This window comes from Sessilibacter sp. MAH1, from assembly GCF_054658315.1.
Genome location: NZ_BAAGIC010000005.1, coordinates 82,370 through 108,745 on the forward strand (window position 1 = coordinate 82,370; position 26,376 = coordinate 108,745).

The 26,376-nt window shown below is 44.6% G+C and carries 26 protein-coding genes; 9 read left to right on the forward strand and 17 right to left on the reverse strand.

Features of this window, described 5'->3' with window-relative positions; all coding sequences use genetic code 11:
* Positions 1-644: 644 nt before the first annotated feature.
* The 6 genes from trmB to ftsY form a co-directional block, all read right to left on the reverse strand.
* On the reverse strand, positions 645-1,352 hold the full coding sequence (trmB, locus tag ACYQ28_RS06835; RefSeq protein WP_460049024.1) for a tRNA (guanosine(46)-N7)-methyltransferase TrmB: 708 nt from the start codon (positions 1,350-1,352) through the stop codon (positions 645-647).
* Between the two features lie 21 nt (positions 1,353-1,373).
* Entirely contained in the window at positions 1,374-1,763 is a 390-nt protein-coding gene (locus ACYQ28_RS06840) for a DUF423 domain-containing protein (RefSeq protein WP_460049025.1), read from the reverse strand.
* Positions 1,764-1,961: 198 nt separating this feature from the next.
* Complete coding sequence (rpoH, locus tag ACYQ28_RS06845; RefSeq protein ID WP_460049026.1) at positions 1,962-2,816, reverse strand: RNA polymerase sigma factor RpoH; 855 nt, start codon at positions 2,814-2,816, stop codon at positions 1,962-1,964.
* Between the two features lie 173 nt (positions 2,817-2,989).
* Positions 2,990-4,108: a permease-like cell division protein FtsX gene (gene ftsX, locus ACYQ28_RS06850; protein WP_460049027.1), complete on the reverse strand. Its 1,119-nt coding sequence runs from the start codon at positions 4,106-4,108 to the stop codon at positions 2,990-2,992.
* 33 nt (positions 4,109-4,141) lie between these two features.
* Complete coding sequence (gene ftsE / locus ACYQ28_RS06855; RefSeq protein WP_460049028.1) at positions 4,142-4,849, reverse strand: cell division ATP-binding protein FtsE; 708 nt, start codon at positions 4,847-4,849, stop codon at positions 4,142-4,144.
* A 6-nt stretch (positions 4,850-4,855) separates the two neighbouring features.
* Positions 4,856-5,908 (reverse strand): signal recognition particle-docking protein FtsY, encoded by a 1,053-nt coding sequence (gene ftsY / locus ACYQ28_RS06860; protein ID WP_460049030.1) that lies wholly within the window; start codon positions 5,906-5,908, stop codon positions 4,856-4,858.
* A gap of 242 nt (positions 5,909-6,150) precedes the next feature.
* Between ftsY and rsmD the strand changes: the two genes are divergently transcribed.
* Together rsmD and coaD are read left to right on the forward strand one after the other, a co-directional pair.
* Complete coding sequence (gene rsmD / locus ACYQ28_RS06865) at positions 6,151-6,822, forward strand: 16S rRNA (guanine(966)-N(2))-methyltransferase RsmD (protein ID WP_460049031.1); 672 nt, start codon at positions 6,151-6,153, stop codon at positions 6,820-6,822.
* 92 nt (positions 6,823-6,914) lie between these two features.
* The gene (coaD, locus tag ACYQ28_RS06870; protein WP_460049033.1) at positions 6,915-7,397 is read left to right on the forward strand and encodes a pantetheine-phosphate adenylyltransferase; all 483 of its coding nucleotides are present in this window, start codon (positions 6,915-6,917) and stop codon (positions 7,395-7,397) included.
* 41 nt (positions 7,398-7,438) lie between these two features.
* Here the strand turns inward: coaD and mutM are convergent, their stop codons facing one another.
* From mutM to radC, 5 genes are all read right to left on the reverse strand, one after another.
* On the reverse strand, positions 7,439-8,260 hold the full coding sequence (gene mutM / locus ACYQ28_RS06875) for a bifunctional DNA-formamidopyrimidine glycosylase/DNA-(apurinic or apyrimidinic site) lyase (protein ID WP_460049035.1): 822 nt from the start codon (positions 8,258-8,260) through the stop codon (positions 7,439-7,441).
* A gap of 108 nt (positions 8,261-8,368) precedes the next feature.
* Positions 8,369-8,749: a DoxX-like family protein gene (locus tag ACYQ28_RS06880; protein ID WP_460049036.1), complete on the reverse strand. Its 381-nt coding sequence runs from the start codon at positions 8,747-8,749 to the stop codon at positions 8,369-8,371.
* 1,270 nt (positions 8,750-10,019) lie between these two features.
* Positions 10,020-10,175, reverse strand: coding sequence for a 50S ribosomal protein L33 (gene rpmG / locus ACYQ28_RS06885; protein ID WP_460049038.1), 156 nt, complete (start codon positions 10,173-10,175; stop codon positions 10,020-10,022).
* Between the two features lie 36 nt (positions 10,176-10,211).
* A complete protein-coding gene (gene rpmB, locus ACYQ28_RS06890) occupies positions 10,212-10,448 on the reverse strand; it encodes a 50S ribosomal protein L28 (RefSeq protein ID WP_460049039.1) in 237 nt (78 codons plus the stop codon).
* Between the two features lie 218 nt (positions 10,449-10,666).
* A complete protein-coding gene (radC, locus tag ACYQ28_RS06895) occupies positions 10,667-11,341 on the reverse strand; it encodes a RadC family protein (RefSeq protein WP_460049041.1) in 675 nt (224 codons plus the stop codon).
* A 335-nt stretch (positions 11,342-11,676) separates the two neighbouring features.
* Here radC and coaBC point away from each other — a divergent pair, with 335 nt between their 5' ends.
* The 4 genes from coaBC (at position 11,677) to slmA (ending at position 17,379) form a co-directional block, all read left to right on the forward strand.
* Positions 11,677-12,927 carry a bifunctional phosphopantothenoylcysteine decarboxylase/phosphopantothenate--cysteine ligase CoaBC gene (gene coaBC, locus ACYQ28_RS06900; RefSeq protein WP_460049042.1) on the forward strand — a complete coding sequence of 417 codons (1,251 nt, stop codon included), beginning with the start codon at positions 11,677-11,679 and terminating at the stop codon, positions 12,925-12,927.
* Between the two features lie 164 nt (positions 12,928-13,091).
* Positions 13,092-15,602 carry a phosphomannomutase/phosphoglucomutase gene (locus ACYQ28_RS06905; RefSeq protein WP_460164699.1) on the forward strand — a complete coding sequence of 837 codons (2,511 nt, stop codon included), beginning with the start codon at positions 13,092-13,094 and terminating at the stop codon, positions 15,600-15,602.
* Positions 15,603-15,718: 116 nt separating this feature from the next.
* Positions 15,719-16,630 carry an acetylglutamate kinase gene (gene argB / locus ACYQ28_RS06910; protein WP_460049045.1) on the forward strand — a complete coding sequence of 304 codons (912 nt, stop codon included), beginning with the start codon at positions 15,719-15,721 and terminating at the stop codon, positions 16,628-16,630.
* A 134-nt stretch (positions 16,631-16,764) separates the two neighbouring features.
* A complete protein-coding gene (gene slmA / locus ACYQ28_RS06915) occupies positions 16,765-17,379 on the forward strand; it encodes a nucleoid occlusion factor SlmA (protein WP_460049046.1) in 615 nt (204 codons plus the stop codon).
* A 75-nt stretch (positions 17,380-17,454) separates the two neighbouring features.
* Here the strand turns inward: slmA and ACYQ28_RS06920 are convergent, their stop codons facing one another.
* Positions 17,455-18,123, reverse strand: coding sequence for a hypothetical protein (locus ACYQ28_RS06920; protein ID WP_460049048.1), 669 nt, complete (start codon positions 18,121-18,123; stop codon positions 17,455-17,457).
* Positions 18,124-18,128: 5 nt separating this feature from the next.
* Positions 18,129-18,776, reverse strand: coding sequence for an orotate phosphoribosyltransferase (pyrE, locus tag ACYQ28_RS06925; RefSeq protein ID WP_460049049.1), 648 nt, complete (start codon positions 18,774-18,776; stop codon positions 18,129-18,131).
* Between the two features lie 97 nt (positions 18,777-18,873).
* On the opposite strand from pyrE, the gene ACYQ28_RS06930 reads away from it, so the two are divergent.
* On the forward strand, positions 18,874-19,644 hold the full coding sequence (locus tag ACYQ28_RS06930; protein WP_460049050.1) for an exodeoxyribonuclease III: 771 nt from the start codon (positions 18,874-18,876) through the stop codon (positions 19,642-19,644).
* Between the two features lie 279 nt (positions 19,645-19,923).
* Here ACYQ28_RS06930 and rph read toward each other — a convergent pair whose 3' ends face one another.
* Positions 19,924-20,649 (reverse strand): ribonuclease PH, encoded by a 726-nt coding sequence (rph, locus tag ACYQ28_RS06935; RefSeq protein WP_460049052.1) that lies wholly within the window; start codon positions 20,647-20,649, stop codon positions 19,924-19,926.
* Positions 20,650-20,905: 256 nt separating this feature from the next.
* On the opposite strand from rph, the gene ACYQ28_RS06940 reads away from it, so the two are divergent.
* Positions 20,906-21,769 carry a YicC/YloC family endoribonuclease gene (locus ACYQ28_RS06940; protein ID WP_460049054.1) on the forward strand — a complete coding sequence of 288 codons (864 nt, stop codon included), beginning with the start codon at positions 20,906-20,908 and terminating at the stop codon, positions 21,767-21,769.
* A gap of 348 nt (positions 21,770-22,117) precedes the next feature.
* Here the strand turns inward: ACYQ28_RS06940 and ACYQ28_RS06945 are convergent, their stop codons facing one another.
* The 3 genes from ACYQ28_RS06945 to ACYQ28_RS06955 all read right to left on the reverse strand — a co-directional run bounded on the left by ACYQ28_RS06945 (position 22,118) and on the right by ACYQ28_RS06955 (position 24,678).
* Positions 22,118-22,702, reverse strand: a complete 585-nt coding sequence (locus ACYQ28_RS06945; protein WP_460049056.1) for a hypothetical protein — start codon at positions 22,700-22,702, stop codon at positions 22,118-22,120.
* Positions 22,703-22,705: 3 nt separating this feature from the next.
* Positions 22,706-24,061 (reverse strand): AAA family ATPase, encoded by a 1,356-nt coding sequence (locus ACYQ28_RS06950; protein ID WP_460049057.1) that lies wholly within the window; start codon positions 24,059-24,061, stop codon positions 22,706-22,708.
* Positions 24,062-24,576: 515 nt separating this feature from the next.
* Positions 24,577-24,678 (reverse strand): helix-turn-helix domain-containing protein, encoded by a 102-nt coding sequence (locus ACYQ28_RS06955; RefSeq protein ID WP_460049264.1) that lies wholly within the window; start codon positions 24,676-24,678, stop codon positions 24,577-24,579.
* 315 nt (positions 24,679-24,993) lie between these two features.
* On the opposite strand from ACYQ28_RS06955, the gene ACYQ28_RS06960 reads away from it, so the two are divergent.
* Positions 24,994-26,307 (forward strand): ATP-binding protein, encoded by a 1,314-nt coding sequence (locus ACYQ28_RS06960; protein WP_460049058.1) that lies wholly within the window; start codon positions 24,994-24,996, stop codon positions 26,305-26,307.
* The last annotated feature ends 69 nt before the right edge of the window (positions 26,308-26,376 follow it).

Consider the following 26,376-nt stretch of genomic DNA (forward strand, 5'->3'; position numbering starts at 1 on the left):
AGTGATTAACGTACTATTTTTCCATTTTTTAAAATAATTGAATTAATCCCTGAAAATTAATCCGGTTAATACTTCGTAACTTGTCTAAAATTTTTTAATTTCAGAAAATTTATTTTTATACATTCATTCAAGCTGGCACTGTGTGTTATTATTTCATCAGGACATCTTAATTATCACTTATACCATGGAGGTTACCAATGCGGTCGCTATTACTTTATATTTTGGTTAGTCAATATCTTAATCCAACACCATCTCATTCCCAGCGTAAAAATCATCGCAACGAAGAAGATTACATTTAGAGATTCAGATTTCACGTTTATTTCTCGCCAATTAGTTAGCAAAAAATTATCGAAATATTAAGATCCGTACGAACCGACTGAAGGTCTACGTTGTGTAGGTATGTCGGTGAGATATACACCCGGTGATGTGTCGATTGAATAACACATGTATTTACCGGGTGCTGCTCGAAAGGTTGCGAGTAATCTATAGGAGTCTTTGATTAACGTATTTACCATTTAATCAAAGCTAATCGTTTACAATAGAATTTTTAATTTCTCTACAATTTCAATAACTTATTGTTAGTGAGATTGATGTACGAATTCGCGCGATTAATAATTCAGGATAAATCAAAAACTCCTATACGTTTAACGCTTGGTGAAAATTAAATCCCAAACACCATGTCCTAAATTTTCGCCACGTTGTTCAAACTTGGTTTTTGGCCGGTGCTCTGGCCGCTCGCAATAATCCTGAGTTAAGCTGGTATTAACGATACGAGTTTCTTCTGTTAACACTTCAAGCATTTGCTCAGCGTATTCTTGCCAGTCGGTTGCAAAATGATAGCAGCCACCGGTAATTAATTTCGGCAGGGTTGCATTAATAAAATTGGGCTGAATAATTCGTCGTTTATTGTGCTTCTTTTTATGCCATGGATCAGGAAAATACACCTGTAATCGACTGATGCTATCATCAGGAATGCAATCCTCTATCACATCATTAGCATCAGCCATAAATACTTTTAAATTTTTAACACCGGCTTTTTGCGCACTGTTAATTAATCGTCCTACACCAGGAGGATGAACTTCAATTCCGATAAAATTTTTCTCAGGCTCATTAATACACATATCAAGCAGTGAGTCGCCCATACCGAATCCGATTTCTACAACCAACGGGCCAACATTGGGAAAGGTTTTTTCCAAATCTATTCGACCCGAAAACAAGCTCAAGCCAAACTCGGGCCACGCGGATTCAAAGCCGCGTTTTTGACTGTCTGTCATTCTGCCTGCGCGAATGACAAAACTGCGAATGGATTTTTCTTTAAATTCCGGTTTAGTGGGGTATGAAATATCTGACATGAAACGTAATTCAGTAAAAAATTAGTCGATAAAAGTAAGATCAGTTTTAATTAGGTGAATGAATAACATCACCCAACCTAACATAAACGATAGACCGCCGAGTGGTGTAACCGGGCCGATCCAACGAGGCGCACCCAAGGCAATCGCGTATAAACTTCCCGAAAACAAAATAATTCCGGCAATAAAAAAGCATCCGCTTAATTGCGACCAACGACTTACCGGCTTCAATACTGCCAACGCAACAATGAATAGCAGCGCAAGAATGTGATAAAAATGGTACTGAACACCGGTTTGATAAGCGCTAAGCAGCACTTCAGGAATCTTGCCTTTTAAGCCGTGAGCACCAAAGGCACCCAGAATGACCGCGACAAGACCGTTGAAAGCGGCAAATAAAGCGAAAAATTTAGTCATTATTTAGAACACTGTGAATATGCATCTAGACGAACATCTGTCACTGACGAAACTGTTCGAGCAAATGGACTGTTCGATTTGGGGCGGGATAATACTCTAGTTTACGACCGAATAGGTCATTATTGAGCAATTACTCGGTGTACAGACATAAAAAAGCCGTGCAAGCACGGCTTTTTCAGTATTTACCACACATCAAGATTAGGCTTCGATTATGGTACGCACCTTTTTCATAGCGTTCTTTTCGAGCTGTCGAATACGCTCGGCAGAAACACCGTATTGAGCCGCAAGATCATGCAAGGTGGACTTCTCGTCACTCAACCAACGTTGCTGCAAAATGTCGCGGCTACGCTCGTCGAGTTGCTCAATGGCAGACTCTAGGCTGTTAGTGCTGCTTTCTTCCCAATCTGCGTCTTCTAGTTGAGTGGCCGGATCGTAGCGGTTATCTTCTAGATAATTAGACGGAGCTTGAAATGCAACTTCATCGTCGTCATCAACACCGGCGTCAAAGCCCATATCGGTACTGGCAAGACGGCCTTCCATCTCGCGAACGTGTTTCACTTCGACGTTCAGATCTTTTGCTACGGCTTCAGCTTCGTCATTGGTTAACCAAGCTAGGCGTTTTTTGGCGCCGCGAAGGTTAAAGAACAACTTGCGCTGAGCCTTGGTAGTGGCGACTTTAACAATGCGCCAATTGCGCAAGATGTATTCGTGTATTTCTGCTTTGATCCAGTGAACCGCAAACGATACTAAGCGCACGCCTTTTTCAGGGTTGAAGCGCTTAACGGCTTTCATTAAGCCAACGTTGCCTTCTTGCACAAGATCAGATTGGTTCAGACCGTAACCGCTGTATGACTTGGCGATGTGAACCACAAAGCGAAGATGCGCTAAGACTAATCGACGCGCCGCTTCTAAATTTTCTTCATAGTATAACTGCTCTGCCAGCTGCTTTTCTTCCTCGGCAGAGAGAATTGAGAAGTTGTTTACGGCCTGAATATACGCGTTCAGATTTTGCCCTGGAGCAAGAACGTGTAAAGGCTGTAAGTTATTTCCCATGAATACCTCCAAAGTAATGAGGGAAGAATCGTAACACTAGTTAGTTAGAACGCCAAAATTTTGGTAGTTCACCTAAGAACTTGAAATACCTAACAAATATGCTTTGGATCAAGTCTTGGGACGATTCTTTAAATTTCAAGGTCTTTTGGCAATTTTTTTATAAATATGTGCTTTCAACTGGGCTTAATTGCCGCCAAGTGGCGCGATACCGCGACCCAAGCACCTAAAGAGCCTAGCACACATGCGCCAAATACCAAGATGGCACTATCGGTAGCACTCAAACCATGCACTTGATAAGACGAGCCATAAAGCTCGGTCAACCGAGTGATTGGGCCATCCAACCAAATTTGCGCGGCGATAACAATCAACAACGCTAGGAATCCACCGCCTAAACCGTACCAAAATCCGGTATAAAGAAACGGTCTACGCACAAAAGCGTTAGTAGCCCCGACGAGCTTCACGACCACAATCTCGTCTTTACGACTGGCGATCGCTAAACGGATGATATTACCAATCACCAAGATGACCGATAAGCCCAATATAGCGGTCATTGCAAACACGATTCGTTGTGCCAAAAGCGCGAACTGCTGGAGCCTCGCTACCCATTGTAAATCCAATTGAATGGAATCAACGATGGGGTTATTACTAAGCTCGTCTTTTAACGGCTCTAAAAGATCAACCCGTGTTTCTTTTGGACTGATGACTATGACGCTTGGTAGCGGATTTTCATCGAGCGAATTTAAGATATCGCCAAAACCCGACACCTTTTGAAATTCGATAAGCCCTTGCTGTGCGTCGATATACTCTAGTTCATCGATATTTTCGCGGCTTCTAAGTGTTTTGATGAGCTGCTCGATCGCGGTATCCGATGCTTTTTTATTGAGATACACGGTCATTTTTGCGGGACGATCCCAGTTTTCAGCCTGACTCTGCACATTTATTAAACCCACGTACAAGATGGCCGGAAGGGCAAGAGCGATGGCAATGACAAGGCAAGTTAGCAGGCTCTGGGCAGGAACCGACAATAAACGCTCCAGAGAACTGCGCGCACTATCAACGTGATGCAGTCCGTAAGCATTTAGCTGTTCTTGCCATCGGGTTCTGCTTTGAGTGGCTCCCGCTGAGCTAGCACGAGACGCTTTTTTGGGTTCATTGGTGCGTTGACTTCTTGTAGATTTAGAATCGCGAGAAGCCGGTTTATTGGCGTGGCGAGACAAAAAACTTTCCGTCTTTTGCGATCGTGAATTTGCTGAGCCTTGGTTTTTAGCTCGGTCAGTTTTCGGCCCTAACATGTGCGCACATCCATTCTTTACAATATGGCCAAATTAATCTTGAAAAGCCGCCGGATTTGAGGCCGCGGGTCTTGAGACAGACAAGATGTCATCGTGCACCAGCTTACCCTCCGATAGGCCCAGTACCCGCCGACCCATGGCACGAATCAAAGCAATATCATGGCTGGCGATAAGAACCGTTACTCCAACTTGGTTAAATTGCAGAAATAGTTTCATTACTTCTGCCGAAAGTTCAGGATCAAGATTACCCGTTGGTTCGTCCGCCAGCACCAAAGACGGTTTATTAACCACAGCTCTGGCAATACCAACGCGCTGTTGTTCACCACCGGATAGAGAAATAGGGAATTGTTTTTCTCTGTCGAGCAGATCAACCTTATCTAAGGCCGCGCGTACTCGACGACCAATTTCTCGACCGCGTAAACCGGCAATCTGCAAAGGTAGTGCGACGTTATCGAAAACATTGCGATCGGCGAGCAATTGGTGATTCTGAAAGACTACGCCAATATCACGACGCAGATACGGGATTTGTCGGTCTCCAAGCTGGGTTAAGTTTTGTCCCTTAACCCAAACTTGGCCGCGTGTAGCTCGCTCAATCAGCATGACCAATTTAAGAAGCGTACTTTTACCGGCGCCAGAGTGACCGGTTAGAAAGGCAAATTCCCCCGTTTTTAATTCAAAACTGAGTTCACTTAATGCATCGCGGCTACCGTACTTTTTACTGACGCGGTCAAATACAATCATAATGGACTAGCTTGGTTCTCTGGAAAACAAAGCCGCAGTAAAGTCTTTTGCAGAAAATGGTTGCAAGTCATCAACCCCTTCACCCACACCTACAAATCGCACAGGAATATCAAAACGCTTACAAAGCGCGTAAATAACCCCGCCCTTAGCTGTACCATCCAGTTTGGTTAACGCAAAACCGGTAACGCCCACGGCTTCGTGAAATTGCTGAGCTTGGTTTAGTGCGTTCTGTCCGGTACCCGCATCGAGCACCAGCAAAACTTCGTGCGGCGCGCTGACATCAAGCTTGGCCATCACGCGTTTCACTTTTGATAGCTCATCCATCAAATTGCTTTTGTTGTGCAGTCGTCCGGCGGTATCGGCAATAACCACGTCGATATTTCTCGACTTGGCCGACTGAATCGCATCAAAGATCACCGAGGCGCTATCGGCACCGGTGTGCTGTGCAATCACTGGCACATTATTGCGCTCACCCCAAACCTGTAACTGCTCAACCGCAGCCGCACGAAAAGTATCGCCAGCGGCCAAGGCAACCGATTTACCTTCATTGATAAAACGTTTGGCCAACTTGCCAATGGTCGTGGTTTTACCCACGCCATTTACGCCAACAACCAACAACACGAAAGGCTGCTTAGTGGTGTCGATAACCAGTGGCTTATCGGCTCCGTCCAGAACTTGTGTAAGGTGAGCTTGTAACGCTTGATAAACCGCATCACCGTCTGTGAGCTGCTTACGTTCAATACTTGCGGTTAAACCATCGATAATTTCTGACGTTGCCTCGATACCGATATCGGCGCTCAATAACAGCGTTTCGATTTCTTCAAGCAGCTCGTCATCGATTTCTTTTTTACCAAGCAACAGATTTGCAAGACCATTGCTGAGCGTGTTACTGGTGCGTGTTAAGCCAGATTTAATGCGTTGGAAAAAGCTCTTTTTCGCGGGTTTTTCTTCAACCGGCGCAGGAGCCGTAACAGATTCAACCACCGCCGATGATTCAAGCTGAGCATCAACGGGGGTTTCTTCAGGAGTATTCTTTTTCGATTTACGTTTAAAAAACATGAGTTTTATGGATAATCTCTGCAAGATGAAGGTTACGCAACTGGTTTACCTTCTTGATAGTTAGTGGAAATTTGCAGCAAATGTCGGGCATTTTAATACGAACTTCTGCGCCCACGCTAAGGGCATATGCTACCACTGAACAGGCTAATCTCAGAATTTTTCATGGCTAAATCAATTTCTGTCACTTTAACCGGCACGCGTTACCAAGTGACCGACATCAATCGCCGCCTCGGCAATATAAAGTGGCTTTCACGCTTAGACAATTTCGGGGCAAAAAAGCCGTGACGCGTCGCTCTGTTGGCAAGCCCAAAACTCAAAATCCCACGAAACACTCTCCGCCGAGCCAATCCGCCTCTAGCCTGCGCATTATCGGCGGCAAGTGGCGCGGTCGAAAATTGGATTTCATGGAGGTCAATGGGCTGCGGCCAACTGGTGACCGAGTCAGAGAGACCCTGTTCAATTGGCTGCAATTTGAAGTTCCTGGTGCCAATGTCCTCGATTTATATTCCGGCTCTGGAGCGCTTGGATTTGAAGCGCTTTCAAGGGGCGCCAATCAAGTCGTCATGTTAGAGCTGGATAATCAGGTGTGTCGTAAACTCGGTGCACATTTGCAGGAGCTTGGTTGCAGTAACGGGAAAATTATCGCCACCGATACGCTAGCTTGGCTCGACGCTGTCGATATCGCGCAAACAGGAACATTCGATATTATTTTTTGCGATCCCCCGTTTGCGAAAGATCTCTGGCAGCGTACATTAGAAATCATTGAGCAAAAACAGCTGCTCAAAGAAGAAGGCTTTCTTTATTTAGAAGCACCCAAAAATCACAACCTAGTTCTCAGCAATCACTGGCAAATACATCGCCAGAAGTCTGCGGGTCAGGTTGAGTTTTACTTACTGAGTGCCGCCGCACATTAAGACGAAAAGTGAACTTGTACCAATTACTTAAATTGGTACTATTCTCGCCCCGAAAAACTGGGTGTAAAAGTGAATAATAAAGGAGCCCCAGCATGAAAAAAGTTGTCTATCCGGGCACTTTTGACCCAATTACCAACGGTCATATCGATCTCGTTGAGCGGGCCTGCCGACTGTTTGATCATGTTGTAGTCGCGGTTGCTGCAAACCGCAGAAAAAATCCCCTGTTCACCATGGAAGAACGGGTTGAACAAGCGCGATTGGTTCTGGCGCATCTTGATAACGTTGAGGTTATCGGTTTCGATGTATTATTGGCGAAAATGGTCGAAGAGCAAAACGCGCAAGCGGTTATGCGCGGGCTGCGCGCCGTGAGTGACTTTGAATACGAATTTCAGCTTGCCAATATGAATCGCGCTCTGTCTCCCAAAATGGAGAGTTTATTTTTAACACCCGCCGAGCATCTCAGCTATATTTCATCGTCTTTGGTTCGCGAAATTGCTTCATTAGGCGGCGACGTCAGCAAATTTGTGCCACCTATTATTGCTCAGTGCTTAAAAGATAAATTTTCGGAGAGTTAAATCTCCGCGTTAGCTCTGAGGCGCAACCATCAGAGCTAACACTACTTTTGACAGATGTTGCAGTACACCGTTGAGCGATTGGCGATACGAATTTCTTTTAATGGTTTCGCACATCGACGACAAGGTTGATCGCCACGCCCATACACATTGAGTTTTTGCGCGAAATATCCTGGCTTGCCATCCCCACCCGTAAAATCGCGTAAGGTTGTTCCACCTTGGGTAATAGCACGTGATAAAACTGCTTTGATCTCATCCACCAGAAGCTGATACTGAGGTTTAGTAACCTTTCCCGAAGCCTTATCCGGTTTTATTCCGCTCGCCCAAAGCGCTTCGTTCGCATAGATGTTGCCAACACCGACAACAACTTTGCTGTCCATAACAAAGGTTTTAATTGGAACCTTGCGGCCGCGAGATTTTTGGAAAAGATATTCCCAGTTAAATTCGTCCGTCAGAGGCTCTGGCCCAAGATGCGCAAGAAGCTCATGCTCTTGCACCGGATGCTCTGACCAGAGCAGTGCACCGAAGCGCCTGGGGTCGTTAAACCTTAAGGTGGTGCCATCGGCCATACGTAAATCAACATGCTCGTGAATTTTCGGCTCGGGTACCTCGCCCGGTAATAAAATTCTCAAAGAACCCGACATACCCAGATGCCACAGTGCTACTCCGCGTTCGAATTCAAACAATAGATATTTACCTCGACGAGAAATATCGAGCAGTTTATGGCCCTTTATCTCACGAGGCATAATATCTGGAACCGGCCAGCGCAACTTGCCATTACGAACGGTTAATTCCCGTACTTTTTTTCCAACCAAATGCGGCGCAATACCACGCTTTGTGGTTTCTACTTCGGGTAACTCAGGCAAGAAAACTTCCTTCTATAAACAAGGGCGGTTTTAGGGATATCAAAACTTCTCAGGCATTAATCGCAGAGCAAGATCTTAGATGTTCCGGTGCTTAAACCACGATCATCATTAACAAGCACGTTTTGCGGATTGTAATAACCAACACCCAAGCACCAGATAAGGCAAGTTGGTGATTATAGGGTTAAAGGCTGCCAGCATAATATGCGGTGTTAGAACTAGCGCCATCACCACTAACGATAAAAGCGCGACAAGATTTACAATCAACACCACAATATTGCGATACGCAAAAAATACCAACACACCAAAAAGCACCTCTAGTAACCCCACCAATTTAATGAGCAGGTAAGTCGTGTTGACACTAAATCCCAGCTGGGCCGTGATTTCGAGTTCTACCGGTGCGACACGTATCAATTTGGGGACCAAGCCTTGATATATCCACATAAACGCCAACACAAATCGAGCGCAAAGCAATGGCGTAAGTTGTCTCATGATCAATTGACTCTCTTGTTACGCTAACTCTGTTACGCGAATTCGGACTTCTGAATCAAACCTCAAGAAAATTCTCTCCGCAATCGATAGGGAAATACCCAAAGCATCAGTTGTTAAAAAAACGGATGTTTGTTCGTATATTTTTATGAGATAAAAAGCTCAAATCGACGCAGTCAATATCTGTGCATAACTTTTATTGCAAGCGAGAAAAAAGACGTTTTTTAACGAAAAAATACTTGCAATTATTCAAGAAACACAAAGGTGCTACACCAATGAACTCGCCTAGTATAAGAGCAAGGTACTAATTGTATTCAAAAGAAATAACAAGACTTATTCAAATCAAAAATCTACGAACCAGTCAATAGAAAATCATTTAAATATTTTCAAATCAATAAGTTAGCAATAATTATTAGTATTAAATTCCTAGCACACCAAAAATAACGCTGGCGAATAGATTCATTTTGGCTTTTGTAACGCTGAGCTAAATTGCGTCGAACGCGTTAGGTTATCGTGGCTTTGGCGCGATTAATCAAGACATGCAAACATATCAACAGAATCTGTGCATAACTTAGTGGGTAACCTTGCTGACAATATTAAAGCAATCACTTACTTACTCTGTTGCATAGAACGTCTACCAAGATTTTATTCAATATTATTGATTTTTATGAGTATTAATCGATCAATCTGAAAAACTCATTAACCCTGCATGTGAATAACAAAATCAAGGACTTGCGCAACAACCGAAGTTTATGATGAGAAACTCATCATATTGAAGTTTTAAAGAACTATTTGGCTGACATTGTGTTGGCAGAAAAAACTTAGCTGATTGTTACAAATACATATAAGTCGTTAATTTTTAACGAAAAACGCACCAAAATCCGATGCTACTTTAAGTTTACTGACACAACTTATATCGAAACTAAGAATTACTCGAAACTTATTCACAAAAATAAAGCAGCGGTAAATAAAAGAGAAACCTGTGGATAAATCTGGTAATAACCTATCGAAAACAGGTTAATGAACCAGCTACTTATTCACAACAGAAGAATTGCACAAGAAGAGGACTTGCCAAACAAAATGATCGTAATTAAAACAATGGCCAGTCTTAGAAGTAACCTAGCAGGCAGCAGATACGCAAACCACTGGTTCAGAGACGAAGCAAAACTAATAAAAAAAGACCTGATCACTCAGGTCTTTTTTTATAATCAAATAAGTTTCACTTATCTAATTTGAGGCTAAAACCTACGCCTCAAAAAACATACGATATAACTTACTTAATTTTGCCTTCTTTGTAGATCACGTGTTTGCGAGCTACTGGATCAAATTTTTTGATTTCCATTTTTTCAGGCATAGTGCGCTTGTTTTTAGTCGTAGTGTAGAAATGACCAGTGCCAGCGCTGGAATTTAAACGGATTTTCTCTCGCATGATGGATGCTCCTAAGATTCAGCGTATTGGGCGAAATTAAATTTTTTCGCCGCGTGCACGAACTTCGGCCAATACTTGGTCGATTCCTTTTTTATCGATAATGCGCATACCTTTGGTAGAGATGCGCAATTTAACGAATTTCTTTTCAGACTCAACCCAAAAGCGGTGAGTTTGCAAGTTTGGCAAAAAACGACGCTTAGTGTGGTTCTTTGCGTGAGAAACATTGTTGCCGGTAACTGGACGCTTACCAGTAACCATACATACCTTAGACATTGTGTCGCCTCGTTTGCGTTTTGCGCCATTAAACTGTGCCTGACTGACACAGACAGGCGTTCGGCAAGAAACTGATTAATTTACTTACATTCCAACGAGCGATCTGAAGCTTTGTTGCTCAAAGCCTAACCGACCCGGTCGCGAAGAGCCGCGTTTTATACCAGAACACCTTATCAATATCAACTGAAAAGCTAAAAACGAGTAAAAATACGGCCCAATTAGAGCCAACCACGCTCAGCAAAGGACACAATCTCGCCTTCGCCAACCACCATATGGTCAAGCACTCGAACATCAACCAACCCAAGCGCATCGACAAGTCGTTGGGTTATGTCGCGATCTGCTCGACTGGGTTCGGCGATACCAGAGGGATGGTTATGAGCAAAAATGACCGCCGCTGCATTCTGGTTCAAGCATTTGCGTACCACTTCTCGACTATATACAGCTGCGCCGTCGATAGTGCCGTTAAATAGATTCTCAAATGCTAACAAACGATGTTGAGTATCGAGGTACAGCACGGCAAAGACTTCGTGATCGAGGTGGCGTAACTGAGCGGTAAGATAGTCTTTTACCGATTTTGGATTGGTAAGCGCTTGTTCTCGCGACAGAGTTTCTTCGAGATGGCGCTTAGCCATTTCTAAAACGGCTTGCAACTGCGCGTATTTGGCGTCACCCAAACCGTGAGCACTACAAAACTGGGTTCGAGGTGCCTGCAACAAATGTCTCAGACTTCCAAACTCGGATAACAGCTCACGAGCGAGATCGACAGCACTCTTACCTGCACAACCTGTTCTTAAGAAAATGGCCAACAACTCTGCGTCCGATAATGCACTAGCTCCCTTGGCTAGCAATTTTTCTCGTGGACGCTCCGCAGCTGGCCAATCGGAAATTGCCATAAGTCTTCTACTCAACTGATGAAAGTACCAATTGAGTATCTGCAAATGGCTGGCAAATCAATGCTCATATCCGTGCAGATTTGGTATCGAACGCCATAATCTTAGTTTTAAGAAATAGATACTTTTTCAAGTATGAGATCGCTCAATTCTTAGGCATGGATACTTTTGCAACTTAAGTTATGAGTATCAAAGTCTCACAACCATCAATAAAATCAAACTTTTACCCCTCGCAGGTGAAATTGCGTCCATTACTCAATAGAATCTCGCCCTAAAGTTTTTACTCAACAACTCACACACAATATTCAAAGCAAAGATTAAGAAAAACTGGTTTAAATATGACTGATACACAAGCGTTAGCCGATAAAAAAATTCTCTTAGGCGTCACCGGCGGAATCGCAGCCTACAAGGCTGCCGAGCTAACTCGACGGCTACAAGACCACGGCGCAGAAGTACGTGTAGTCATGACCAGAGGCGCACAGACATTTATTACACCGTTGACGTTTCAGGCGCTATCGGGCAATCCGGTACATACCGAGCTGCTCGATCCACAGGCCGAAGCGGGAATGGGTCATATCGAACTCGCTCGCTGGGCAGATTTGCTTTTGGTGGTGCCTGCCAGCGCTAACTTTATTGCCAAGGTTGTTCACGGCTTTGGCGATGATCTGCTTACCACATTATGTTTAGCTAGACGCGCTCCTCTCGCCATTGCGCCGGCGATGAATCAGGCCATGTGGGCGAATCCAGCAACGCAAAACAACATTATTAAGGCGAGAGAACTCGGCATTTTGCAGTTTGGGCCTGGCGATGGTGTCCAAGCCTGTGGCGATGTCGGTCAAGGCCGACTGATGGAAGTACCGGATATTGTTAAAAGCGTTCTGGAACACTTTAAACCCTCCCAATCAACCGCTGATAACAAAAGCGCCCAATTACTGGCCGGAAAAACCGTGTTGTTGACCGCTGGCCCAACCCGAGAAGCTATTGATCCCGTTCGTTATATTTCCAATCACAGCTCTGGAAAAATGGGTTATGCGCTCGCCAGTGCTGCCGCCGAACTTGGCGCTAAGGTGATTCTGGTCTCTGGCCCAACCAGTCTCAGTGCGCCTCAAGGCGTTGAGTGTATTCGAGTCAGTACCGCGTTAGAGATGCAGGCTGCAGTGATGGCAAAGATCTCAGAAACGGATATCTTCATCGGTTCGGCCGCCGTCGCAGACTATCGCCCAGCCAGTGTTGCAGAGCAAAAGATCAAAAAGACCCAAGATCGCGACGACATGACCATCGAATTAGTCAAAAATCCTGACATTATTGCCGGAGTTGCAGCCAGCAATCCAAAACCCTTTACCGTGGGTTTTGCCGCCGAAACCAATGATGTTGCCAACTACGCTCGCGGCAAGCTGGCTCGTAAAAACTTAGATATGATCATTGCCAACGACGTATCGCGCAGTGATATAGGATTTAATGCTGATCAAAACGAGGTTACCGTCTACTGGAAGGAGGGTGAAAAACCCATGCCCAACTTGGACAAGTCGGTACTGGCCATTGAGCTTATGCAACTCGTTGGCGCTCGATATTTAAATCACTCAAGCTAGATCGTATAACCAACGCTTGTGCCTCTTATCTAACTGATGCGCGCGGGGCTTTCACGGTTTTTGCCGATTAATTCTTTGTTACTGTTGGAACCTCAGATTATCTTTCTAACGATAACTCTGCGGTTCTTAAGCTAAAACAGTCGCTCAATTGTTAAGGATTCGATGTGTTTACTTTCTTGAACAAAAGCACCGATAAAAAAAACAACGATAAGTCCAAGCGAGGCTCCCCTACACCGAACACCCTTAAACAAATTCCACTGCCGGTACTGGCGATCATTGTCGCAGTAATCATCAACGCAGTGGTGGCCTATTTTAGCTATGACCACTTCATCACCAAGGTGGAAGCGCAACGACTTGAAAAACTCAGTGAGCAGCATGCCCAAGGCGTGGCTCGCCAAATTCAATTTCGGCTCAACGCTCTGCAATCAACCCTTGATCAGTTTTCAAAACGCCAAGGCTTACTGGAATACTTCAAGTTAACTCAGCGAAAAACCTTGATAACCCAATCAGATTCAGAACTCGAAGACATTCTTGCCGAGGGACAACCCTTATCGACACAAAGCCGCCAACAGTGGCAAAACTCCATCGAAAGACTACTGCCACCGGACTCTAAAGCCCTGCTAATTGGCTCCAGCAATGCACCTGAAATTCAGTATCCAGAGACGCAATTTCGCTTTGCTGAATTAGATTTGATCAATCAATCCCTGCGCGGTGTACCAACACTGCCTGAAGCGGGACTGGTTGATAACGCGTGGTACTTCACACTCGTGGCTGCCGTGTATGACCAAGAAGATACTAAACTCAGCTCTGCTGAAATTGCTCCAGGAGTCATTATGATCCGGGTTCCGATGAGCAATTTAACCGAAGCCATGGCACAAACGGACATCTCTCTTGGCGCATCTAAACTCCTGCAAATCTTTAAAAATCGCAATCAATTGATCGCCAGCGTCGGCTCGGGTAACGGCCCCAAAGTTACCGTCGATATGAGCGAGCTATGGCTTTTGGAATTTTATCCTTCACCCAAACTGGCAGATCAAGCAAGCGTTCAACCGTGGCTGCTGATTATCGCTCACTCAATAGTGTTACTGCTGACTGCCGGTGGCGCTTATTTCTTAGGAATAAGGATCAAGCATCAGCAAGAAGCCAAAAAACTCGCCATGGAACAGCAACGAATCAGTGTTGGCACCAACCCTATGTCGGCTCTTGCGGACGTAGAAATTTCTGAGGCTGACAAATCACTGATGAGCGGTGAAACCACCGGCCGGATCAATAACACAGAAACTCTTGAGCCAGATACTGAACAATTCCCAGATCACGTATTTCGGGCCTACGATATTCGCGGCATAGCCAACCAAGAAATCACCGAAGAGTTCGCCAACGCTCTAGGTAAGGCTTTGGGCTCGCGTGTGATAGCAAGTGGCGGCCACGATATGTTTGTAGGCCGCGATGGCCGCATCTCAAGCCCATCACTAACCAAAGCTTTGACGCAAGGTATTCTGAGTACTGGTTGTAACGTTGTTGATATCGGTTTGGTTCCCTCACCGTTGCTGTATTACGCCGTTGCTACCGACGAAACCATCAAACACGGTGTTATCGTTACCGCCAGCCATAACGGTGCTGATCATAACGGATTTAAGATGATGCTCAGTGGCGCTACTCTGGCTAAAAACGAGATCGCGCAAATCCATAAAGAAATGGAGTTTGGAAACTTCAAACGCGGCAGCGGCGAAACCAGCATCCGCGATATTTCTATTGAGTACATCGATGAAATTCTTTCCGACGTTGCACTCATGGGCGATGCCAAAATCGTGATCGATGCTGGCAACGGAGCCTGTGGTGAAATAGCACCAAGACTCTTTTCCGAAATGGGCTGCGATGTTGTCAGCCTGCATTGCGATATCGACGGCTCTTTTCCTAATCACGAGCCAGATCCAAGCAAACCAGAGAACTTGGCTGACTTGGTTGCTAAAGTCAAAGAAGAAGGTGCCGATCTTGGGGTTGCCTTTGATGGCGACGGAGACCGTGTTTTTGTGGTCACCGAAAGCGGTCAGATTATTTCCGCAGACCGACTTTTGATGTTGTTCGCCAAAGACATAGTATCTCGCAACCCCGGCGCCGACGTGGTTTACGATGTGAAATGTACTCGTCAGCTGGGCAGTCTCATCAGCAGCTACGGCGGCCGCCCCATTATGTGGAAGACCGGCCACGCGCATATGAAAGCAAAAATCATCGAAACCGGAGCCTTGCTTGGCGGCGAGTACTCCGGCCACATTTTCCTAAAAGATCGCTGGTATGGCTTTGACGACGGCATACTGGTCGCAGCGCGCCTGCTGGAAATCATGTCACTGCGAGAGCAGGGACTCGACGAAATTTTCTCAGCATTCCCGGTACTGCCTGCAACACCCGAAATTCGTATCGCTGTTGCAGAAAGCGATAAATTCGAGATCATTAAACGCCTTATCGAAGTCGGTAATTTCCAAAACGGCACGACAACTACCGTTGACGGCTTGCGCATCGATTTTGGTAAGGGCTGGGGACTGGTCAGAGCGTCGAACACCGCCTCGGAACTGACCCTGCGCTTTGAAGGCGAGACCGAAGAAGTTATCGAGCAACTCAAAATACTGTTCAAACGTGAGCTTTCTAAGGTCGCCCCTAAACTGGATCTGTCGTTTTAACACAGACTTTTACTCAGATCGTCTTTTTACAATTGCGACTTTCGCGTGACAGAAGATAAACTTCTATCACGCAAATATCCCTTGCCCGTACATTACCAAGGAGCACCAGACTCATCATGTCACTTGACCGCACCGCAGCTATGAACATTGCCGAAGTTCTTACCGAAGCATTGCCGTACATCCAACGATTTACCGGCAAAACCATCGTCGTAAAATTTGGTGGTAACGCAATGGTTGATGAAGAGTTGCAAAACAGCTTCGCTCGCGACATTGTGTTGATGAAACTTGTTGGCATTAACCCCATCGTTGTGCACGGTGGTGGCCCTCAAATTGGCGAACTGCTCGAAAAGCTGCAAATCAAGAGCGAATTTGTCGATGGCATGCGAGTAACCGACAGCGCTACCATGGACGTCGTGGAAATGGTGTTGGGCGCGAGTGTTAACAAGCAAATCGTCTCGCTCATCAACAATAACGGCGGCCAAGCGATTGGTATCACGGGTAAAGATGGCCAGTTAATCAATGCACGCAAACTGGAAGTTAAACGTAAAACGCCGGGAATGAACGCCCCAGAAATCATCGATATCGGTCATGTAGGTGAGGTTAGCTCGATCAACGTTGGCGTTATCGACATGCTGATCAACAGCCATTTTATTCCCGTCATTGCACCAATTGGCGTCGGCAAAGATGGCTCCACCTACAACATTAATGCCGATCTTGTCGCCGGAAAAATCGCCGAAGTTCTAAAAGCCGAGAAGCTCGTGCTGTTAACGAACGTGGCCGGATTGCAAGATAAACAGGGTCAAGTACTTACCGGCTTGAGTACCGAACAGGTAGACGGACTGATTGAAGACGGTACTATCTACGGCGGCATGCTGCCAAAAATTCAATGCGCTCTTGATGCGGTTAAAGGTGGCGTAACTTCTGCTCACATTATTGATGGTCGTGTGGATCACGCTGTATTGCTGGAAATCTTCACTGATGTCGGCGTGGGCACCTTGATTACCAATAAGCGCAAAACTTTTGCTTAAGCGTTTTGATGAAATTTTCTGCAATATGCAAAGAATCATCGAATTTGTGGGTGATTAACACAAAATGCTCTAAGCCTTACGTTCAGGGCCTAACCGCACTGTACGTTTATTAAAAAAATCAAATGTAAGTAGATATGACAAAATCAGAAAACAAACTTTCTCGCCGACAAGAAATTTTGCAAGCTTTAGCTCATATGCTTGAGATTTCACCGGGCTCACGCATCACCACCGCGGCACTGGCCAAGCAAGTGGGCTTTTCGGAGGCAGCGCTGTATCGGCACTTTCCGAGCAAGTCAAAAATGTTTGAAGGTCTGATTGAATTTATCGAAGATACCGTGTTTACACGGGTCAATTTGATTTTAAACGAAGAACCTAACGCCATGGGTCGCTGCGAGAAGATTCTCACCTTGCTATTAACCTTTACCGAACGCAATCCGGGTATTACTCGGATACTAACCGGTGATGCTTTAGCGGGAGAAAACGAGCGGCTGCATGCGCGCGTTGTCCAGTTCTACGACCGACTCGAAACGCAAATTAAGCAAATCATTCGTGAAGCTGAACTGCGTGAAGGTATACGCCCACAAATCGGCTTAAACGCGTCAGCGAATATGCTTGTCGCAGCCGCCGAAGGCAGAATTGCCCAGTATGTGCGCAGTAATTTCAAGCGTCGCCCAACTGAACATTGGAACGAGCAGTGGACCTTACTGATGAACGGATTTTTTAGAGAAGCGCTTGCTGGTGTTAACTAGCCGCTAATCGATTAGCCATTTATCGACCAACCAGCGTAATGGTAAAAAATTGACGGCACAGTTCGCAACAGAAAATTAATTGCGCTGTGCCTGCTCACGACGCTGCAAAATGTCCTCAAAGCGGGCAATATCTCGATCAAACTGCTCGGCAACACTCTCATATTCTTCACGTCGAAGATCAATCTGCTCTTCAGCAGAGCGTTTTTCGTTGCGGAAGTTCTGAATGTTAATCAAGATCACTTCGGGTACATCTAAGCCTGCGCGTTCGCTGTCGGCGGCTTTGCTTTGTTCGCGCGCGATTTGTGAATCAAGGTTGAGAATATTGCCTCGTAAAATCGCGATATAGGTATTAATTTCCCCTAAACGACGCTTTTTTGCCGCTCGCACATCTGAAACCGTACTGTAGCGAGTGAGCAATGCTTTATCCCACTCTTCCAGTTTACGTTGACGATCACGCGCCGCCAGTTCTTCTTCCGTTAAACTTGCTTTGACAATTCTAACGACATCGCCATTGACGTTGACTACTTCATAACCGCGTTGTGCGTATTCGGGCGGTATTGATTGCTCTAATACTTTAATACCATCGTCATTAACATAGCGGTAAAACAACGGTTGTTGTTGCTGTGCAGAGGCTGATAATCCAATGAGCCCAAAAGACATCCAAGTCACCAGCCACAGACTTCGACCGCCTGCTCGAAGCATAAACTTCAAGACTTGATCAAATGTGTTGATGACGCGTTCCATATAAATTAACTCACTCCAAATTCTGCTCTGTAGGCTTTTACTCGCTCAAGTAACTGCGACTCTTGCTCTGATGATTGACTTAAATACTCAACAATTGAATCTAAATTAACAATACTTATGACCGGAATCTTATATTCCTGTTCGATTTCTTCAATGGCACTGAGTGTACCTTGACCTCGTTCTTGACGATTTAAACCAATCAAGACTGCACCGGGTGTTGCACCGGCTGATGAAATCATAGACATCACTTCGCGCACTGCCGTTCCGGCGGTAATCACATCATCGACAATTAATACCCGACCTTTGAGCTCAGAACCAACAATAGTGCCGCCTTCACCGTGATCTTTGGCTTCTTTACGGTTGAAGCTATAAGGTAGATCGAGTTGATGCTGATCGTATAAAGCACCCGCGGTTACCGCAGCCAAAGGAATACCTTTGTAAGCAGGGCCAAACACTAAATCTATTTCAACTCCTGAGTTAACCAACGCTTGAGCGTAAAATCGCCCTAAACTTGCCAAAGCAGAACCGGTTTTAAATTGCCCGGCATTAAAAAAGTAGGGGCTTTTACGGCCAGATTTTAGGGTAAATTCCCCAAAACTTAAGGCTTTATGTTTGATGGCTAACTCAATGAAATCTTTTTGGTACTGAAGCATGTAAAGAATACCTAATTAAATCAGGAATAAACGGCAACTAACTAACAAAATTGTCTAAACGTCGTTATCATACACAGTCCATCATCAAGGGGCGAATATGCGAATAATCAGTTTGAGCGTGGACGGCATTCACCAAGCCGCCCAACGCGGTCTATACGAGTGGTTGTCCGAGCAAGACGCGGATATCGTATGCCTACAAGACTTGCGAGCGCTGGAGCACGAACTCGACCACGACATTTTCCACCCAAAGGGCTATAACGCGTATTTTTTTGATTCTGGAATCAAACACTACAACGGCGTTGCCATCTACTCGCGCCATCAGCCTAAAGCCTTAATTTATGGCTTAGGTTTTAGCAGCGGTGTTGATATGGAAGGTCGCTATTTGCAGGCGGATTTTGAACACATATCCATTGGCTCATTATTAGCTCCTAGCGCCAACACCGAACTTGAATCGCTTGAAGTAAAAATCAAATTCTTCGACGACCTGCAAGCCCATCTGCACAAAATCACGCGTAAGCGCCGCGCTTTTATTTTTTGCGGCAATTGGCAAATGGCTCACAAAACAGCAGACGTTGAAAACGCACGAGCCAACGAAAATAACGCAGGCTTTTTGGACCATGAACGCCTTTGGATGGACCAATTGTTCACACAAATTGGCTATACCGATGCCTTCCGTTGCGCCAACCGCGATCCCGATGAATACACCTGGTGGCCGCAGGGTGAAGTAGGTAAAGGCGACGGCTGGAGAACCGACCTACAGGTGGTTTCCGACGAACTACGCTCACGTGTTGAATACGGCGTTATTTATAAAAACCGTACGTTCTCATCACACCTACCTGTAATTATTGATTACGATATCGAATTGTAACAGCTTAAAGGCATCGAAATTTTCAAACAAACACTCAAAAACAAATCTCAGTTTCGTGTATTCAACCAAATAATTACCGTGATGGTCGTTGATTCAAGTTTTAATTTCTGAGTTCTTAACAAAATTATGCTTTCATAAAAGCTGTATTACTCAAAAATTTAACAAGTCATTCTTGAATAAACAAAATAATGGCTGAATAAATGAATAAAAAAAGCCCGAAGAACTTATTCAGCTCTTCGGGCTTTTTTATTACCAACACCAACTCTTAAATAGATTTCGCTAAATAGATTCGGCCAATGCTGCTCGCTGTAATCCGTGCAGGGACTCAATACCACTTTTTGCGATTGCTAGCATCTGCGCAAATTCATCACCCGTGAATGGATTTTCTTCGGCGGTTCCTTGAACCTCAATTAAGCCGCCGCCTTCACACATAACAATGTTCATATCGGCTTGGGCGTTACTGTCTTCAGGGTAATCCAAATCAAGCACCACTTCGCCTTCGTAAATACCAACCGAAACCGCTGCTACTAATTTATCGAGTACAACACCTTTTAATAAACCACGGCTCTCAAGCACGGCAAGCGCATCCATGATTGCAACACAAGCGCCGGTGATAGAAGCGGTTCGAGTACCGCCATCGGCTTGAATAACATCGCAATCAACCAAAATAGTGTTTTCGCCCAACGCCTCTAAATTGGCTGCTGCACGCAGTGATCGACCAATTAAACGCTGAATCTCCACCGTTCTACCACCTTGCTTACCACGTGCGGCCTCTCGGTCCATGCGCGTTCCGGTAGAGCGCGGCAACATGCCGTATTCTGCGGTAATCCAGCCACGGCCTTCACCGCGCATAAAACGAGGCACACCTTCTTCAACGGTCGCGGTACAAAGCACCTTGGTATCGCCAAACTCAACTAGCACAGAACCTTCTGCGTGCTTGGTATAATTACGTGTAAATGTGATATCTCTTAATTGATCGGCCAAACGACCACTGGGTCTCTGCATTGAAAATTCTCTCCTGTGCACCGGTAACAAGTATAAATTTGCGGCTAAATAATTGTTTTATTTAAATTGAATCAAAACTGTACGCACAAATTCTTCTGGCCCGGATTATAACTAACCCACCTTGTGATACCATGAAATATTAATTCGTAATCCAGCCGACTAGAAGCTTGCGCCTATTTTATCGCGCACTATAAAAACCCTCGGCATATTCATTTTGGATAACACTCGCTCATTGAGCCCAACAGAAGGACTGACAATGACCCACAGCATGACCGGCTTCGCTCGCCAACAAAATACCTTTGAATGGGCCAGCCTAACTTGGGAAATACGCAGCATTAATCATCGTTATCTCGAAGCGCATTTTCGGTTACCAGACACACTACGCGTCTTAGAACCACAATTACGCGAAGTATTAAGAGAAAAAATTGCCCGCGGCAAAATAGAAGTCAGCCTGCAACTGCAAAAAATCAGTCAGCAACAATCCATTCACATCGACCGTGAACTTGCCCAACAGGTCATCAATGCCTGCGAAGAAATCAATCAATTAATGGGTAAAACCGCCTCCGTAAATCCCATGCAAATTATGCAGTGGCCGGGCGTTATTATTGAATCTGAAACCGACTTTGAAGCAGTCAAAAACGACGCTCTAAAAAGTTTCGATAAAGCCGTCGATGATTTAATTCAACAACGTGCGCGCGAAGGCGACGAATTACAAAAACACATTTCCCAGCGTTTGGTAAAAATATCGGAATTAGTCGCCCAAACCCGCGAAGCATTGCCGTTAATCAAAGAAAATCAGCGTCAAAAATTGCTCGATAAACTTGCAGCACTGCAAGTTGAAATCGACCAAGATCGCCTCGAACAAGAATTAGTGTATCTCGCGCAAAAATCCGACGTCGACGAAGAACTCGACCGACTAGAAACCCACGTTAAAGAAGTGCAAAACTGCCTAAAACAGAAAAAACCCGTTGGTCGCCGACTCGACTTCTTAATGCAAGAACTCAATCGCGAAGCCAACACACTCTCATCAAAAGCCACCGTTAGCGACACCACCCAAACGGCGGTGGAACTTAAAGTCTTAATCGAACAAATGCGCGAACAAGTGCAGAATATTGAGTAGTTTTTTCACCTCTCCAAAAATGCCTTAAAAGCCCTGTTATTTGCTTATAAATACAGGGCTTTTTTATTTTTGCCGCTAGCACGTAGGAATGATTGAGTCAACCGGAGTAGTGGTAACAACTCCGAATCATCAAGCTTGCATTAACCCTAAAGAGAGACCACGATCCGCTTTATGAAAGTTATCACACTATCAACAAAAATTTTTTGGAAAAACAACCAATGACTCACCGAACACATTCTTCTTCCATACCTGCGCCTAAGTACCGATCGACTTATGCAGGGCGTGCAGGTCATTGAGGACATTTTGGCAGTCTTGCGATTTGTTGTTAGGCCTCGAGCCATTTTCAGCTCATCTGGTCAATTGGCGAAAAGAAATACTGGCTGTTCTTGAGGCATTAGTCACCACACTTTCAACTTTGTAATTACCTAACAGCGCTGTCTCATTATTTGGCTGATATGTGGCTCTTTTGCGTACGTTTCTAGCATTGGTGGTCACGATGGCTTTATCAACTTCAATACCGTTGGCATCTATTCCGTAATGGACTTCGGCCATACTCAGTAGGTATTTTAAGAACAACTCCGAATTATCCAGTTGCTTCTGATTATCCTTAGGCTTGAGCCTATCAGATTTAAGATCAAGCACTAAAGCCCGCTTTTGTTCGGCATCTTGCCATAAAATAATCAGATCACAGCGTTTATTCACGCCTACATCGTTAGTCGAGTTTACATATAGTGAAAGCTGTTTATATTTCTGCTTCTCTTTTTTAGGTTGATAATCCAAAGTAAAGGCGAGTGCATTTTCGGGCATTTGCTTGATATACAACTCTGCTACCTTACTGTCAGCGCCGTCTTCTTTCAGTGTTAACTGTTTCTTTTCGGTATCGTAATTGATAACCACGTCAGGATTGATGATTTCCCTCATCACTGCCAGCATTCATCACTCCTTGATACCGTAGTAAATTTTATCAGCCAGCTCGTTGGCATCGGCGATTAAATTATCAAACACTTCCATATTGATACCGTACTTATCTACTTCCACAGCATGTATCTGGTGATCATCTTTTAAGCTGTAGGCTTTGATTTGTGAAGGTTTCAGCAAGTCTAAATCGGTCACTTTGGCCGACTTCATAATCTGCTCTTTGTCTTCCAAATCCAAGTTAAGCATCACACGGTTGTTGAGCTCACGGATCAAATAATCGCTATGAGTCGTCACCAGCACTTTCACGCCAGAATTGACTAAACGTGCTAACAGTCCTGCCATTTTACGCTGATTATCTGGGTGCAAGTTAAGCTCTGGCTCGTCGATGATCAACATGCCATTTTTCTCGGCTAGCGAGTTGATGTAGAGGTCGATCAAAAACAACGACTTAATCGAAGAAGAAGCTACATAGACAGGCACCGCAACTTTGTCACGACCGCGCTCCTTCTTCGGCATGTACATCACTTGTTTATCGACCGCCTTGTAAGAACCGCCCATTAAGTCTTGCAGTGCATCACGAATTGGTTTGCAGTCGCTTTCTTCACGGATAAAACTCTTGCGCTTACACAGATTTTCGTAGTCACGTACCACATTTATATTGTCTTGTATTGGCTGGGCATACCGCGAACGCATACTCTTTAGCAGCTCAAATGGATTAACCTTGTCGCCGCTGGCAATATGTTCAATGATGGCGTTTTTACTGATATCCAGCTCTTTGTAGAACAGGGCAATGCCTGTGCGTTCTGACGTGACCACGAAGGGGCGAGGCAACAAATTAGTAAATAGACAATCGGTAATATGATCACTGATAACATCATCAAGCACCCTGTCGGGAACACGACTGCCGCTTTTGGTTTGGAAAGTGACCGATAGCACAGAATCATTTTCGGCCTTTAAAAAGCTTAACTGCTCTGACTGCCCAAAATTCACGGCTTGTTTAAACTCATTAGTAAAGTCAAACACTAGCTGGTCATGGCTAAACTCGGCTTTAGCACCGTTAAAAAAATCTTCCGGCACATTGAAGTAACGTGGCAAGTTTTCAGAAAATTCTGAAGAAGCATTTTTAAGATAATCTGCTAATTTCGCTTGATAGTCGGTCAACTCAATCAACAAGGTGCCTTCGTCGCGCAGTTGCGCTAGGCTCTCACGGGAGACCGATAAATCAATCCACTGTTTAAAATGACGCAACAAGCCATAAATGGCATAGCTGATATAGGTTTTGCCCATATTGTTAGGGCCGCAAATCACGGTTAAATCACCCAGCTCAACGGTGCCTTTATCGATACCGCCTAAGTGTGCAAAGTTAAATTTCATGTTGCCTCCTTGTTAAGCGGTGTGACGAAAAGTTTACCATCTAGTTCGTCTCCCCACGGTCACTTGTCTATCCATTAACATATAGAAAAACCCGTCGCGAAGACCAACAAGCGGTCTATTCTCAAGCCTTAGTTCAAAGATCATTTTATTGTAATTCGTGACTACAACATCATGCTTCTTGAATAGATCTGGTGCTGGATATATCAGTGTTAGTGAGTGAAAATCATTTTTTGGTTGTAGAGCCGAAGGTTGTACCTTCTGAATTTCGGCGACCAAAATTTGTTTGAAATATTTCATCATGTAAGACGAAAAACCATCCGAGCCAATCTTGTTATTTAATGTTACTAAACTTCAATCAATACAGCAGACGATGTTAGCAATGTTCATATCGCTTACTAGTACGCGTTTACTGGTACTGAAAGCCATAACATTCCTTGTAATCGTTTTAATTGGGAGCCTGCTCAAGCAAATCTCTTAAAGGGTAGTCAATAATTCGCACTCTCTATCGAGCGCTTCTATATCCACTCTATGTCTACCCTAAGCGCGGTTTCTTTGTACAGTAGCGTGACGGCGGTACGGCTTAAGCCGGTTTCTCGCATCACGTCGCTAGTGCGTATTTTTCTCTTCTGTTGAACAGGCTATGTAAGAACCAATCGTGCTCTTCACGTTGTTTTTTAACTGTAAACTTGGGATTTTATCACTGTTACTTAACCTACCACGATTATGATTATTCCCCTGAGCACAGCGCACAGGTCTGCGGGCGTTTTGGGGCGAGCTAGCCTTGTGCTGTGGTCGGCTGCTTTATATTCGGTCAGCACACAAATACATTTTTATGCGCATTAAAATGTATTTTTACACACTTTTACGCGCATTAATGTGTGTATTAGATTAAGATATAGACTGTTAGGAATCTTAATTGGCAGGAAATAGTAATGCACCGCAACCTACTTAATGCCCTAATTGCATGGAAAAACCAACCTGCGCGTAAGCCATTGTTGATTGATGGTGCAAGGCAAACAGGTAAAACCTATCTGCTACAAGATCTGTTCGGTAAGACTTTTGCCAACATTCTTCGTATCGACTTTCTTGAAAATCCTGCCTACAAAGAAGCGTTCGATGGCTCACTGTCGCCTGACGAGCTACTCATGAACATTGAGCTATTGACCAACCAGGCGTTTAACTCAAAAACCGACCTGTTGGTATTGGATGAAATTGGCGAATGTGAAAGAGCCGTTACCTCACTCAAGTATTTTGCCGAAAAAGCACCGTCCTATTTCATCGCGGCTAGTGGTTCGAACATTGGTTTGCTCAACACATTTCCTGTGGGCAAGGTAGAGCAATACAATTTACGACCATTAACCTTCCAAGAATTTATTTACGCATCAAATGAGCAGGCTCTGATCAAAGCGTTTGATAGTCAAGCCAGCAAACCGGCAGCGCACACTAAATTGATGGATAAACTAACAGACTACTTTTTTACCGGTGGTATGCCGGAAGCGGTTTCTGCCTGGTATCAGTTTAAAGATTCAAGCATTTTAGAGCGCGTCGAAAAAATCTCCAAAATTCATGCTGATTTAGTTGAAGGTTATCGCCGCGATTTTGGTAAGTACGCGGGCAAGGTCGATGCCACACTCATTGAGGCGGTTTTTAATAGTATTCCTGCACAACTCTCTCTTGTGAGCGATGAATCCGTTAAACGCTTTAAATTTAAACATGTGCATGAGCGCAAATCTCGTTATAGCGACTTTGAAACTGCGATCCATTGGCTTAACTGCTGCCGCTTATCTTTACCAAACTACCCTGTTGAAGGATTGCCGAAATCTCCACTGGCAGCCTATAAAAAAGAGAATATGGTTAAGTTGTTTATGTTTGATGTGGGCCTGCTCAATCATATGCTAGGCAGCAGTTATAAAGAGATTAAGCAACAAAACTATGAATACAAAGGCTATGTGGCAGAAAACTTTGTGCAGCAAGAGCTCACTGCGATTGGCGTTGAACCAAGTTATTCATGGAATGACGCCCGCGCCGAAATCGAATTTATTTTGGCGACCGATGAAGGTGATATCGTCCCTATTGAAGTAAAAAGTGGTAAACGCACAAGAGCAAAATCGCTAGCATCCTACATTGAGAAATGTTCGCCAAATAAAACGTTTAAGCTAACTGGCACACAAGGCTCATCAATGTTAGAGCAAACCAATATCGTTATGCCTTTGTATTTCACACAGTATTTACCACAGCGGTGGTAAAAATACTTTGCCTGTAATATCGAGGTCAACCTTCCAACATTCAGGTTTACTTGGGGCTGGCTTGCAGGA

Bases quoted from the DNA above. Each gene is read 5' to 3' on its own strand.
- slmA (WP_460049046.1), top strand. From the start codon at position 16,765: ATGACAAAATCAGAAAACAAACTTTCTCGCCGACAAGAAATTTTGCAA.
- ACYQ28_RS06930 (WP_460049050.1), top strand. From the start codon at position 18,874: ATGCGAATAATCAGTTTGAGCGTGGACGGCATTCACCAAGCCGCCCAA.
- rph (WP_460049052.1), bottom strand. From the start codon at position 20,649: ATGCAGAGACCCAGTGGTCGTTTGGCCGATCAATTAAGAGATATCACA.
- ACYQ28_RS06920 (WP_460049048.1), bottom strand. From the start codon at position 18,123: ATGGAACGCGTCATCAACACATTTGATCAAGTCTTGAAGTTTATGCTT.
- ACYQ28_RS06950 (WP_460049057.1), bottom strand. From the start codon at position 24,061: ATGAAATTTAACTTTGCACACTTAGGCGGTATCGATAAAGGCACCGTT.
- rpmB (WP_460049039.1), bottom strand. From the start codon at position 10,448: ATGTCTAAGGTATGTATGGTTACTGGTAAGCGTCCAGTTACCGGCAAC.
- ACYQ28_RS06880 (WP_460049036.1), bottom strand. From the start codon at position 8,749: ATGAGACAACTTACGCCATTGCTTTGCGCTCGATTTGTGTTGGCGTTT.
- rpmG (WP_460049038.1), bottom strand. From the start codon at position 10,175: ATGCGAGAGAAAATCCGTTTAAATTCCAGCGCTGGCACTGGTCATTTC.
- trmB (WP_460049024.1), bottom strand. From the start codon at position 1,352: ATGTCAGATATTTCATACCCCACTAAACCGGAATTTAAAGAAAAATCC.
- rpoH (WP_460049026.1), bottom strand. From the start codon at position 2,816: ATGGGAAATAACTTACAGCCTTTACACGTTCTTGCTCCAGGGCAAAAT.
- ACYQ28_RS06960 (WP_460049058.1), top strand. From the start codon at position 24,994: ATGCACCGCAACCTACTTAATGCCCTAATTGCATGGAAAAACCAACCT.
- coaBC (WP_460049042.1), top strand. From the start codon at position 11,677: ATGACTGATACACAAGCGTTAGCCGATAAAAAAATTCTCTTAGGCGTC.
- ACYQ28_RS06945 (WP_460049056.1), bottom strand. From the start codon at position 22,702: ATGCTGGCAGTGATGAGGGAAATCATCAATCCTGACGTGGTTATCAAT.
- ACYQ28_RS06840 (WP_460049025.1), bottom strand. From the start codon at position 1,763: ATGACTAAATTTTTCGCTTTATTTGCCGCTTTCAACGGTCTTGTCGCG.
- ftsE (WP_460049028.1), bottom strand. From the start codon at position 4,849: ATGATTGTATTTGACCGCGTCAGTAAAAAGTACGGTAGCCGCGATGCA.
- ACYQ28_RS06940 (WP_460049054.1), top strand. From the start codon at position 20,906: ATGACCCACAGCATGACCGGCTTCGCTCGCCAACAAAATACCTTTGAA.
- argB (WP_460049045.1), top strand. From the start codon at position 15,719: ATGTCACTTGACCGCACCGCAGCTATGAACATTGCCGAAGTTCTTACC.
- coaD (WP_460049033.1), top strand. From the start codon at position 6,915: ATGAAAAAAGTTGTCTATCCGGGCACTTTTGACCCAATTACCAACGGT.
- ftsX (WP_460049027.1), bottom strand. From the start codon at position 4,108: ATGTTAGGGCCGAAAACTGACCGAGCTAAAAACCAAGGCTCAGCAAAT.
- radC (WP_460049041.1), bottom strand. From the start codon at position 11,341: ATGGCAATTTCCGATTGGCCAGCTGCGGAGCGTCCACGAGAAAAATTG.
- pyrE (WP_460049049.1), bottom strand. From the start codon at position 18,776: ATGCTTCAGTACCAAAAAGATTTCATTGAGTTAGCCATCAAACATAAA.
- ftsY (WP_460049030.1), bottom strand. From the start codon at position 5,908: ATGTTTTTTAAACGTAAATCGAAAAAGAATACTCCTGAAGAAACCCCC.